The organism is Bacillus cereus group sp. TH152-1LC, assembly GCF_027710505.1.
GTDB lineage: Bacteria > Bacillota > Bacilli > Bacillales > Bacillaceae_G > Bacillus_A > Bacillus_A mobilis.
Window position 1 is genome coordinate 77,572 of sequence record NZ_JAQFNK010000013.1, and the last position, 12,348, is coordinate 89,919.

Consider the following 12,348-nt stretch of genomic DNA (forward strand, 5'->3'; position numbering starts at 1 on the left):
ACTTCCATCAATTACTGGTGGAAGTTTATTTTCTATCACGATTCGTAAAAGACAAAGGGAGAGAAAAAAATGACAAAAACAAAATTTGAAAAAGTACTCCTCATCGTAAATCCAAAAGCAGGACAAGGTGATTTACATACGAACTTAACGAAAATCGTACCACCTCTTGCGGCAGCCTTTCCTGACTTACATATCCTTCATACGAAAAGGCAAGGTGATGCAACAAAATATTGCCAAGAGTTTGCTAGTAAAGTAGATTTAATTATCGTCTTTGGTGGTGACGGCACTGTATTTGAATGCACAAATGGCTTAGCACCTCTTGAAACTAGACCTACACTTGCAATCATTCCAGGCGGAACTTGCAATGACTTCTCTCGCACACTAGGTGTTCCGCAAAACATCGCTGAAGCAGCAAAACTTATTACACAAGGACATGTAAAACCAATTGACGTCGCAAAAGCAAATGACCTACACTTCTTAAACTTCTGGGGCATTGGACTCGTCTCTGAAGTATCAAACAATATCGATGCGGAAGAGAAAGCAAAGCTTGGGAAAATTGGTTACTATTTAAGTACCATTCGAACTGTCAAAAATGCTGAAACATTCCCCGTAAAAATTACGTACGATGGACAAGTATATGAAGACGAAGCTGTCCTTGTTATGGTTGGAAACGGTGAATATCTTGGCGGTATCCCGTCCTTTATTCCGAACGTAAAGTGCGACGACGGAACACTTGATATTTTCGTTGTAAAATCAACAGGCATTCAAGCGTTTAAAGATTATATCGGAAAGAAACTATTTGAAGACTCAAATGAAAATGACATCTTCCACGTAAAAGCGAAATCCATTCATATTGAAACAAAAGAAGAAAAAGAAGTAGATACAGATGGAGAAAGCTCGCTTCATACACCTTGTCATATTGAGTTATTACAAGGGCACTTTACGATGATTTATAATCCTGCGGTTGTGTAATGCAAAAAGCCGAGCTAAAGTTTCAACACTTTGGCTCGGCTTTTTATTATCACGGCATTTGGATTTACTCTTACATTTTTAATATAAATTTTCGTAATCAAACTCCACCCAATTTTTCCAGTGCGTATTAGAATCCTTACTCACAATAATACTTGGATCTTTCTTCTCTATTGCAGCGGCTACTGATTGGAAAAATTCATTTTCACTTACTTTCTCTTCTTCAACATGTTGCCATTCTTCCGTTTCATATGTTACTTCCCAATCACCTTCTAAGCCGAATTCTTCTAAAATCTCTTCTTTATCCCACCATACTAATTTTCGAGCTTCGTCATGAGTAGCAAGCATACGCATGAAATCTCTCGGATAAGACTCTGTCGTTTGTACTTTTATTCCGTTATGTACGTACTCTTCTTCTGTAAATTCATATTCAAAATGATGATCGCGAATTTTCACACCACCGCTATGAATATCTGGTATAAATTCACCTTCATTATCAAATAATTCATAATCTCCATCATTTAATTGCAAAATACCATCATCACCAATTGTATGATTTATTCTATCACCGTATACGTGAATATCATTACATACACCTAATGAACCTACACCGACAATTTGAAACACCATTAACCAATCCTTATTATCTTTAAAGAAAAGAGAGAATTTCACTTGCGAAATATCTACATATTCATTATCAAAGGCTGGAAATTCATAGTTACTTTGTTTTTTATCTAATAGTTTTAAAATATCTTTTTGCATATATATCATCTTCACCTCTATATAATTTTTTTCAATTTCACTAGAGTATAACATAGACTTTCTTGCCTGTGACTTTCTAATAATATTGCTAAAAAAATTACAGAATGGCCTATTTGCATGCCCTAGTTCTTTTTAGATACAATGAAGGAAAGAAGCAACCTGATGCAAGGGAGAGGACAAACTGTGTTCAACCAACAGTTAGTTAATTTACGCATTGATTTTGCATTTAAACAATTGTTTGGTACGAATGGTAGTGAAGATATTCTAATTGCATTTTTAAACGCTATGTTACAAGAGTCTTTAGATTCGCCCATTGCTTCTCTACAACTAGAAGATCCACATTTACATCGGGAATATGAAGAGGATAAGTTATCTATTTTAGATATTTCAGCGACATTAAACACAGGAACAAAAGTAAATGTAGAAATACAGCTCAATAATAATCACGATATGATGAAACGTAGTTTATATTATTGGGGAAAATTATACACACCTCAATTACAAAAAGGTATGCCTTACAGTTCGCTTCATAAAACCATCACCATTAATTTATTGAACTTTATAATGTTCTCAGACCACAAAGAATTCCATACAACAGGCACATTATGGAATTCACAACAACAGAAACTCTTGAGTGATGACATAGAAATTCACATTGTAGAAATTCCAAAGTTAACAAAACAATGGCATGAAGAAAAAGTAAATCCGTGGAAAAATCCATTTGTTCGTTGGCTCTTATTGCTTTCAGCAAATGAGGATGAACACTTAACTAAAACATTGGAGGATATTGCTATGAACCGAGATCCTATTTTACAAAAAGCAATAAACAAGTGGGAACGTATGAGTCAAGATTCCTCTTTCCGACAAGCCTATGACGCGAGGGAGAAAGTTTTAATGGATGAAGCAGCAAAATTCGCCCACGCAGAGACAGAAGGTATGAAAAGAGGTATGGAAAAGGGCTTGGAAAAAGGCTTGAAAAAGGGCTTGAAAAAGGGCTTGAAAAAGGGCTTGGAAGAAGGGGTTCAACAAGGGAAAATTCAAATGATTAAAAGTATGCATGATCTTGGTATACCACTTGAAACAATTGCTAAGGCAAGTAAATTAAATGTGCATGAGGTTGAGCATATTTTAGGACATAAATAGCACTAAAAAAGGCTTGAATTATTCCAAGCCTTTTTTTATCAACTTTCCTCAATATCGTCCAATTGAGTCTTATAACATTCATCACACTCTAGCATAGTAGGAAGAATCCCTCTTTCATCAGGTAATAAAACCCTCAAAACTTCTCTATCAATCTCTACGAAATACTTCATAATAATGGGATATCCTTCAATAATATTCGTATACTCAATTCCTTGTTCAAATTTTTTTCCGCTCTTTATTTCTTCTATTCTATTTCCAATCTATTCTTTCAATCTTCCAAACTAAATTATCTGGATCCTTTTTCTCTAAAAAGGTTAACATCCATACAGTTTTTCCTTTATCGTTCATCAGCATCACTTTATGGTTTAACTTCCAAGCCACGTCACTAACATGATTAGACATTTGATACATATCTTCTTCTCTCATAAGCTTTTCCTTTTTGATTAACCGTCTCGTTCTATACTCTCTTATTTCTAAGTACATATCCGCATAATCCACTTCATGTTGCCAAATTATACTGCATACATATTTTTTATTTGGACTACTCTTCTTTATATATACAAGTTCATTTTTATAATCCAAATCCAGTATCTTATTATATGCTTTTTCTAACATCTCTATATCCCAATCACATTTCACAGCTAAACTCTTCATTTCAGTATGAACGATTGGAAGGGCTAATTCTTTTTTCTCTCTATCTGATAAAGATGAAAAATCCTTTACACTCCCATACTCTACAAACACATTCATATATTCAGGAAAAGTCCGATATTTTTTCTCCCACTGATTTAATAATGAAATATCATCCACACAGTGAATCAAGATACCTTTTTCATAGTCTGTACGTAACTTTGGCATATGTCGCTCGTATAAAGAAGTAATACAGCTCGTTTCTTTTAAAAAAGAGATCTCTTCCTCATAGTTACTTGAGGATGTTGATTGTAATATCTCTAGACTGCTTATATTCTCTTTTCTCTTTAGAAAACTTAATCGGATATCCCTTATACTTGGCATCTACTCTCTCCTTCTTCATACTACGAATATATAATTAATTCTCTAGCACTAACTAATTAATTTCAAACCAGGTCTATTCACATAGTAAGAAATAAAAGCCCCACTACAAAAAAGAGCCCACCAACTAAAAAATAGAACGGTGCTCCGTGCAGCGGATCACAAAATAGCTCTAGAATATGTTGTGCCACTACTGTCCATTTATCCTTTTTTGAACTTTTTTCTTTTATTTCTTTTACAAACTTATACATACTTAGACCGATAAAAAGGATGCCTATTAATAGGCATCCTACTATGATAAGAATTCCCAAATATAACACTCCATTTAATCCTTGTTATGTACACCCTATTTTAACTAAAAAAACGAAAGAGAACATCATTTTTACGATGTTCTCTTTCGCCTTTTTTATTTACTAACAATCCGAAAATAAGAACGAACCGTTAAGAAATAATAACCAATATAAATGATACTATACACACCAATACTAATTAATAACGGTACTGCAATTTCATATGGAAGTACTGTCGCTAATCCTTTTAGCGCAAATAAAGTGTGCAATATGCCTACTACTAAAGGAATGAAGAAGATAAATCTCATTTGCTTTGCGATTGCCTTTTTCATTTCTTTTTTCGTTACTCCAAGCTTTCGAAGAACAATGTAACGTTCACGATCTGCATGAGCTTCTGTTAATTGTTTGAAGTAAATGATTGAACCTGTCGCAAGTAAAAATACTAATCCTAAGAAAATACCACTAAACATAATTAATCCTGACATTTCAATACCATCCCGGAAAATAGTATAGAAGTCACTGAACTGTCCTTGTCCTTCTGCATCTTCTTTTGGTATTACTTGTTTTAATTTCTCTGTTAGTACTTTACTATTTCTTTCATCTTTTACATCAATGTTTTGTACAGTGTGAGAACCAACTGTCGTTTTTGCCTGTTCGTACACTTCATCTGGAACGACAACTACAAGTTCATATAAGTTTGTAATATTTCGTGCTTTTACTTCTTTTACCTGTATCGGTTCGACTTCACCAATTGGAAATATTCCTTTCTTCCCTTTGTATACACCAGTATCTTTATTCCCCTCACCATGCATTGCGTCAAATGCATACGCTTCTGTCTTCTTTAAATCCACGGTTTCTTCATTTAAATATTTTGCGATTTTATTAAATGATGATTGTGCCATAAGTTCAGTCGTTCTTGAGTTTAAGGCATCTTTATTTGAAACATCATCACCAAATTCACCGATTACTTTTACTGTTTCTAGCTCATATTGATGAATGACTTCATTCTTTGCACTTTCCTCTTTTAAAACCTCATCTACTTTACGATTTACATGAGCGTCAGTTTTTTTGTACGAATAACTAATTGGCTTATATTTCTTCGCCTGCATATATGCGTTGTAGTACGTTGTTACAGAAGTTCCAACCGCTGTTAATGTTACTGCGCTTAATACTGCAATCGTTGCTAATGATTTTGCATTTCCTTTAATACGGTATAATAACTGAGATGTCGTAACAATTTGCATTCCGTTATAAAACTTAGATTTTTTGTTCCGTACTCTTTTTAATACAAACACAGTAAAGAACATAAAGAATAAATACGTACCGAGTACTGTTGTTAATAAAATTGAAAGAGCAAGCGGCATAAAGTTATCGTGATTCGCATGCTTAAGTCCTGTTATAGATAAAGTGTAGCCGATCCCCATTAATAAAACAGAAATGATAGCTACTAGTTTTGAACCCTTTGGCATCTTCTCGCCTTCATTGTCTGCTCGGAATAATTCAATTAATTTAAAACGATAAATAACGCGATATCCTTTGAAAGATGTATAAAGAATAATGAAACAAAAAATAACTGCTGTATCAATAACCGCTCCAATCGGTACTTCAAAATGAACATTTACGCCTAATTCCATCATGCTTACTAACAATTGAAGAAATGATTTTGAAAGTAAACTACCAATTACAATACCAATTACTAATGATAGTAAACCCATTAACATATTTTCATAAAACAGCATTTTGCCTATTTCCTTTTTTCGAATACCTAGTAAAGAGTAAAGACCTATTTCTTTCTTACGCTTTCGTGTGAAAAATCCATTCGAATATATAATAAATATCGCAACAAATATAATAAGCATGACACTTGCAAGTTGAAATCCGTTACTAACTCGGTCGCCGGCTTCTCCAACTTGTGAATTGTACTGCAATGATTTAAACGTAAAATAAATGACGATACTAAAAATCATAGAAGCAAAGTAAATAAAATAATCTTTAAAATTTCGTTTTATATTACGAAGAGCAATGCTATACAAGCTCACTTATAGCACCTCCAGAAATAGAAGACATTACGTCAACAACTTGTTGGAAGAACTGTTTTCGCGTAAGCTCCCCGCGATATAACTCTTTATATAATTCTCCATCTTTAATGAATACAACTCGCTTACAATAACTCGTAGCGAATGCATCGTGCGTTACCATTAAAATCGTTGCACGATCTTTTTCATTTAATGATTTCATACTTTCTAATAAATCTGTCGCTGACTTAGAATCAAGCGCACCAGTTGGCTCATCTCCAAAAATCATACTTGGATTTGTTACAATCGCTCTTGATGCTGCGCAGCGCTGCTTTTGTCCACCTGATATTTCATACGGATATTGATTTAAAATATGATCTATTCCAAATTTCTTTGCAATCATCTCAACTCGAGATTCTACCTCTTTCGCCTTCACTTTTGATAAAGCGAGTGGCAATGCAATGTTTTCTCGCACTGTTAACGTATCTAATAAATTATAGTCTTGGAAAATGAATCCTAAATGATTACGACGGAATAACGCTAGTTCATCATCATTCATCTTCACAATGTCTTTTCCATCAATTAAAATTTCACCCTTTGATGCTGTATCAATAGTAGAAAGAACATTCAAAAGCGTCGTTTTCCCAGAACCAGACGGCCCCATAATGCCGACAAACTCTCCCTCTGTCACCTGTAAATGAATATTTTTCAACGCTTCAAATGTATTACCGCCTGTCTTATATATTTTCGAAATCCCTTTCGCTTCTAACATTGTTTTCATCTATTTAAACCTCCTGTTATGATTCTTGATGTTCTCTTTAAGCAACAGAACTCAGTATAAATAGATTTTCTTAACAAATAGTCACGGGGTTTCTTAATATTTTCTTAAAAAGAAAATCCAAAACCATACAAAATGATTTCGGATTTCCTTTCGTTAAAATATTACATTGCATTTCGAGCAAAAAGGAGCAGAATTCCCTCTCCTAATTTTCGCATTACATTTTGCACAATATACATATCTCTCTTCTATCTTTTCTCGCTCTATCATATGTAAAGATACGATTCTCATACTACACATAATTCCAATTAATATAAGGCTCACGATGAGTAGCATAACTCTCACTCCTCCCTTCTACATTTTACCATAAAATAACAAAACCGATTCCCACATTGAGAATCGGTTTTATACTTATAATCCTAACTTCATCTTTGCTCCATCAGGAATTTTATCTACCTCAATTTCTACTTTATCATGCAAAAACTTACCTTTCGTAATGACATGCCAGTATGAGCCTTTTTGTAATTTATCTACTCCATCAATTGTTACTTCTTTCTCTTCTCCCTTCTCATCATAAGTTTTAACTGTGTATTCAAAACCTTTATTTCCACCTAACTCTTTTCCATCTGTATCAATAATTGCGTAACGATATTCTAAATTCAGAAATGGATTCATTCTATCAATTGCAGTACTCCCATTTAATAAATATGCTGCTCCTGCGACGATAACAAGTAGTGATCCAAAAATAAATCTTTTCATCTATATGCCGCCTTTCATTATGCTTTCTTTAAGATGTTTCTAAGTATAGGGCCTATTTCTTAATAAAAACTCGTACTGTTTCTTAACATTTTCTTAAACGAAAAGTGAAATATTAATTAGTAAGCTCAAAAAACTCTTCACGCTTAAATTGACAAAATTACACATTTAGTGTAATTTTACACTATAAAGAAAAAGGAGATGCATAATGAATAAACAAGAATTTATTGAACTCGTTAATTCAAAACTAAAACTCATCCGTGTTGAAAATAATTTATCACAAGATAAAATGTCAGAAATTATCGGTTTATCAAAGAAAACATTAGTGGAAATTGAAAAAGGAAGACGCACGCTAACATGGTCAGGTGCAGTTTGTGTCGTAACACTCTTCGAACAGTGCGATACAGTCCAGATGACATTTGGGGATGATGTGAATGAAATTATTAAAACAATCGCTTTTACACATTACAATACGAACTTCCCGAAGACTTTAGGAGGAAAAGTATGGTGGCGACAAATAAAAGAATTAAACGGCTATCAAATACAACAAAATATTTTATCGCAACACTATCGAATTTTAGATAAAGAAGACCGCAGAATATGCCATTCATTCGATTTGGATGAAATTGAACAAAGATTTATGGAAATGGCAAAAGCATCTCAATAAAGTGAAATTTTAATCAGTATTTTTTGCTGCCCATAAATAGCAGTATAAAATAAATTACGGAGTGTAATTCAAATGGAAAAACAAACAAATATCACGGTTTTAAATACACTAATCATTAGCACGTTAGTATTCAATCTATTTATTTTCACATCAAGAATGAGCTTTTTACCTTGGTATATTGAAGACGGCTGGGGCTATCTAGGATTAGTATTCACATCCTTTATTTTCTTACTTTGCTTCTTTCAATCTTCGAAGCTTCATAAAAATGGAAAGTTAACTACACTACAAAAGTTTATTCCACTTGCTTCTGCCATACTTTCAATCTTCGTTCTTATCGCTCCATCAAGTGATTTTATGACTGTATTAGCTAATCTAATCAATACAACCATATTAACAATTTATATAACTGTATTTCAGACAACACCTAATGAAAGTAATAAGGAACTATTACATTAAAAGGGAGAGTTATTTTACAAAATAACTCTCCCTTTTATACTACGTTCAATAAGCGTAAACCTTCATTCTATTTACTTACTCATCACTGTACTTCTTCTTTGCTTATACAAATAAATACCACTCGCAACAACAAAAACAATTCCGCCAAAATACACGCCATACTCTATCGCAATTGCTACAATCCTTTCAATATGTTGTCCGAATAAAGAACCGAGCACAAAGTAAACGAGTGTCCAAACAAACCCTGTCGTATAAGAATACAGAGCATATGTCTTAAATGACATGTTATTCATTCCAACTAAATACGGTACGATATGTCTTACAACTGGTATGAAATAACTTGTAACTAACGCATAATGACCATACTTCTCTATCATTTGTTGAGATTTCAAAAGATATTTCGCCTTTTTCTTTTTCATTAGCTTATCAAGTACTTTCGTACCAAATATTTTCCCTAATATATAACCTAAAGATAGCCCAGATACAACGCCGAAATAGGTTAATAAAAAGGCAGGAATGACACTTAATATCCCGAGTGAAGAGACAAAACCACCGCTCATTACGATCATTTCGTCTGGAATTGGCATACCGATAATCCCCAACCATAAACAGAAAAATAATGCCCAATAACCGTACTGTTCAATATAAGATAATAATTCATGTAATTCCATTATGCATATGCTCTGCTAAACTCTTTTTTACAGCTAAAGACGTAAGCTGGCGGGAAATTGAGCCACACTTTCTCTAGCCTAATTTCAGGAAAGAAATGCTGTATAAATCCTTTTTTCACAAGTGAATATTGAAATGTAATAAATTCACCATTCTCATGTATCGCTGCCATTACATTGTTTAAAATACGCTTTGAAACTTCTTCTGGTAAAGAAGCAAAAGGTAATCCCGATAAGACGTAATCAACGCATTCTATATTGAATTCTTCCATATACTTCTTTATATTTTCAGCTGAACCGTGTACGACAATGACGTTCTGTTCATCTTTAAACTTTCTCTTTAACTCTTTGCAAAACACTTCATTAATTTCAATAAGAAGAAATATTGTTTCCTTCTTCTTTCTCTTCATAATTTCTTTCGTGAACACCCCTGTACCAGGCCCTAACTCTACGATGCACTTCGCCTTATTAAAATCAATTACATCTACCATTTTCCTTGCTAATATTTTTGAACTTGGCGCAATAGCGCCAGTATGTTTCGGATGTTTAATAAATTCATGTAAGAATGTTATGAGTTGCACGTAACCCTCTCCCCATTCGTTCAATAGTTTGTAACTTGTTTCTAAGTATAACTATCGTTTCTTAACAAAAATTGAGGAGATTTCTTAAGATTTTATGAAGAATGAAACATTCCGTATTCCCTATATAAATACCTCTTTTATATTTATTAATTCGGTATAATAGATATAAAAAGAACTTTTATGGAAGGTACCACCGCTACGTCTATTTTCATACAACATCTGCGGAAATTAATCTATAAATTACCTTTCATCCCTATCTAATATATGTAATTCTTTTCATGTGAGCAAAAAAATGCAAATAATAAGAAATTTATATTTTATAGAAACAAATGTAGATTTAATTAATATGTGGTATTCCAAAACTATTTAAAAGGAGAAGCTAATGAATAATTCCATCGACCTACAGCACTTATGTGATCTTGTACATAGAACGTTTCATGTTCCTGTTCAATTTCTATCTACTGATAAAAAAATTGTATATGAATCTACTTCTCATATGATTGGTAGTCCGTTTTATTCTTCTAAAGAAGAACATCTTAATGAAATGTATCAAGAAAACGCTCCTTGTAATTTTCCAATTTTCAAAGGGAATAAGTATCTTGAGAATTTCATTAGCATCCATATAACAGATCATGAACATATAAAAGGAACGATTATAATCGGCCCGACTACCTACCCAAAAGTATCAGATGAAATGGCAATTAAACTTATGAAATATTTCAACTGTAATAATAAAATGCAACAAGGAGTAGACTACTATCAATTTCTACCCGAGATTAAAAAAATCACGCTAATTGATATAAGTATTTGGTTACATTACGTAATTTTCAATGAAAAATTAGATAGAGATATTGTCTGGAAAGAGAATAAATTACTCGAAGATGTTTCTTATAAAATTGTAAATCCTGATTTATATATTTCAAAACGTCGCCGGCATGATCCGCAAAATTATGACATATCGTTGGAACGTAAATTTTTTTCAGCCATTAAAGAAGGCAATAAAGAAAAGGTCATACAATATGCGTATTCATATCCACAAGAAGATGCAGCAATTTCATCTAAAGGAGATCAACTTAGAAACCAAAAAAATAATGGTATCATCGCCATTACGCTAGCTATTCGATATGCGATAGACGGTAATCTTCCATCACATATTGCTTTTTCACTCGGTACTTTATATATACAAACGATTGAAAAACTAGATAACATGTATTCCGTAAATAGGTTACTTGAAGATGCATTATGCACTTTTGCAGAACGTGTGAAAGAACATAGTAATCAATCATATTCTAATTCCATTACTACGTGCCTCAATCATATTCACAAACATATTTACGATGAAATATCTCTGAATGAACTTGCTAATCTTTTACATATTTCCCCTACTTATTTATCAAAACTGTTTAAAAAAGAAGTGGGAATTCCTTTAATTGAATACATCCAGAGAGAACGAGTAGAAGAAGCAAAAAAATTATTAACATTAACGACCTATCCATTATCAGATATTTGTACCTGGCTTAATTTTAATGATCAAAGTTACTTCACAAGAGTCTTCAAAAAAATTACGAGTATGACGCCTAAACAATATCGTGAAAATCATACTGTGATATAGAAGCTCTTTCTGAATAGGAGGTGAGATAGTTGTCATACTAGCTCACCTTCATCAAATCCATTTATCCCGCTATTTGCCGGGCAGTAAGACCCCCACTGATTAAAGTTTCACTTTATTCTCCCTCATCGAAATTCCCCTTAATAAAGTTTTAATTCCATTCAAAAAAGTACAAGAATGACAAATAATTACTATAAATAAGTGAATGAATTTGATAATTTTTTAGTACTAAGCAAATTCGGCTTCCAATCATACACAATAAAACGAAATCAGTAGTAGCTACTTCCATAGTGATGAACCTTCCTATATAGAAAATATATTGTTAGGAGAATAGAAAGCATGAGTAGTACCAAAATATCAAAATCGACTGACATGAAAGAATCGCGAAAAGTGTCACCATATGATGATAGAGACAGAATTGAAGATACTTTATTACGCTCTTACATTTCAGAAAAAGAAATATTGATCACTTATTATAAAGATCGTTATTTCCCTACAAGTTATATGACTGTAATTGAATTAAATCCTTTAAAACGTTCTTTAGTATGCATAGATGCCTTTGACCGTAAACATACTTTTAGTTTCATCGACATAATCGATGCGCGGTAGTATTTAGAACGAAAAAAAGCCATTCACCTCATAA

General features: G+C 33.0%; 16 protein-coding genes. 6 read left to right on the forward strand and 10 right to left on the reverse strand.

Going from position 1 to position 12,348, the window contains the following annotated elements; translation table 11 throughout:
• The first annotated feature begins 69 nt into the window (after nt 1-69).
• Nucleotides 70-972, forward strand: coding sequence for a diacylglycerol/lipid kinase family protein (locus PDL00_RS23605; protein ID WP_270731420.1), 903 nt, complete (start codon nt 70-72; stop codon nt 970-972).
• A 78-nt stretch (nt 973-1,050) separates the two neighbouring features.
• Here PDL00_RS23605 and PDL00_RS23610 read toward each other — a convergent pair whose 3' ends face one another.
• Nucleotides 1,051-1,731: a DUF7003 family protein gene (locus tag PDL00_RS23610; protein ID WP_270731421.1), complete on the reverse strand. Its 681-nt coding sequence runs from the start codon at nt 1,729-1,731 to the stop codon at nt 1,051-1,053.
• A 183-nt stretch (nt 1,732-1,914) separates the two neighbouring features.
• Here PDL00_RS23610 and PDL00_RS23615 point away from each other — a divergent pair, with 183 nt between their 5' ends.
• Nucleotides 1,915-2,874, forward strand: coding sequence for an Rpn family recombination-promoting nuclease/putative transposase (locus PDL00_RS23615; RefSeq protein WP_270731424.1), 960 nt, complete (start codon nt 1,915-1,917; stop codon nt 2,872-2,874).
• Between the two features lie 38 nt (nt 2,875-2,912).
• Here the strand turns inward: PDL00_RS23615 and PDL00_RS34765 are convergent, their stop codons facing one another.
• The 7 genes from PDL00_RS34765 to PDL00_RS23645 form a co-directional block, all read right to left on the reverse strand.
• Nucleotides 2,913-3,134: a hypothetical protein gene (locus PDL00_RS34765; RefSeq protein WP_442868347.1), complete on the reverse strand. Its 222-nt coding sequence runs from the start codon at nt 3,132-3,134 to the stop codon at nt 2,913-2,915.
• Entirely contained in the window at nt 3,124-3,888 is a 765-nt protein-coding gene (locus PDL00_RS23620; protein WP_270731426.1) for a hypothetical protein, read from the reverse strand. Before PDL00_RS23620 ends, PDL00_RS34765 begins: the two co-directional genes overlap by 11 nt.
• Before the next feature lie 77 nt (nt 3,889-3,965).
• Nucleotides 3,966-4,196, reverse strand: coding sequence for a hypothetical protein (locus PDL00_RS23625; RefSeq protein ID WP_270731427.1), 231 nt, complete (start codon nt 4,194-4,196; stop codon nt 3,966-3,968).
• Between the two features lie 95 nt (nt 4,197-4,291).
• Nucleotides 4,292-6,214 carry an FtsX-like permease family protein gene (locus PDL00_RS23630; RefSeq protein ID WP_270731430.1) on the reverse strand — a complete coding sequence of 641 codons (1,923 nt, stop codon included), beginning with the start codon at nt 6,212-6,214 and terminating at the stop codon, nt 4,292-4,294.
• A complete protein-coding gene (locus PDL00_RS23635) occupies nt 6,201-6,971 on the reverse strand; it encodes an ABC transporter ATP-binding protein (protein WP_270731433.1) in 771 nt (256 codons plus the stop codon). Before PDL00_RS23635 ends, PDL00_RS23630 begins: the two co-directional genes overlap by 14 nt.
• 153 nt (nt 6,972-7,124) lie before the next feature.
• The gene (locus PDL00_RS23640) at nt 7,125-7,304 is read right to left on the reverse strand and encodes a hypothetical protein (protein ID WP_270731436.1); all 180 of its coding nucleotides are present in this window, start codon (nt 7,302-7,304) and stop codon (nt 7,125-7,127) included.
• A gap of 75 nt (nt 7,305-7,379) precedes the next feature.
• Nucleotides 7,380-7,727 (reverse strand): YxeA family protein, encoded by a 348-nt coding sequence (locus PDL00_RS23645; RefSeq protein ID WP_132135429.1) that lies wholly within the window; start codon nt 7,725-7,727, stop codon nt 7,380-7,382.
• 205 nt (nt 7,728-7,932) lie between these two features.
• Here PDL00_RS23645 and PDL00_RS23650 point away from each other — a divergent pair, with 205 nt between their 5' ends.
• Nucleotides 7,933-8,391 carry a helix-turn-helix transcriptional regulator gene (locus PDL00_RS23650; protein ID WP_270731438.1) on the forward strand — a complete coding sequence of 153 codons (459 nt, stop codon included), beginning with the start codon at nt 7,933-7,935 and terminating at the stop codon, nt 8,389-8,391.
• A 72-nt stretch (nt 8,392-8,463) separates the two neighbouring features.
• Entirely contained in the window at nt 8,464-8,847 is a 384-nt protein-coding gene (locus PDL00_RS23655) for a hypothetical protein (RefSeq protein ID WP_270731441.1), read from the forward strand.
• A gap of 71 nt (nt 8,848-8,918) precedes the next feature.
• Here PDL00_RS23655 and PDL00_RS23660 read toward each other — a convergent pair whose 3' ends face one another.
• Nucleotides 8,919-9,518, reverse strand: coding sequence for a DedA family protein (locus PDL00_RS23660; RefSeq protein WP_270731444.1), 600 nt, complete (start codon nt 9,516-9,518; stop codon nt 8,919-8,921).
• Nucleotides 9,518-10,096 (reverse strand): class I SAM-dependent methyltransferase, encoded by a 579-nt coding sequence (locus PDL00_RS23665; protein ID WP_270731446.1) that lies wholly within the window; start codon nt 10,094-10,096, stop codon nt 9,518-9,520. Before PDL00_RS23665 ends, PDL00_RS23660 begins: the two co-directional genes overlap by 1 nt.
• Nucleotides 10,097-10,478: 382 nt before the next feature.
• Here PDL00_RS23665 and PDL00_RS23670 point away from each other — a divergent pair, with 382 nt between their 5' ends.
• Nucleotides 10,479-11,708: a helix-turn-helix domain-containing protein gene (locus PDL00_RS23670; RefSeq protein WP_270731447.1), complete on the forward strand. Its 1,230-nt coding sequence runs from the start codon at nt 10,479-10,481 to the stop codon at nt 11,706-11,708.
• A 336-nt stretch (nt 11,709-12,044) separates the two neighbouring features.
• Nucleotides 12,045-12,314 (forward strand): YolD-like family protein, encoded by a 270-nt coding sequence (locus tag PDL00_RS23675; RefSeq protein ID WP_270731449.1) that lies wholly within the window; start codon nt 12,045-12,047, stop codon nt 12,312-12,314.
• Nucleotides 12,315-12,348 lie beyond the last annotated feature (34 nt).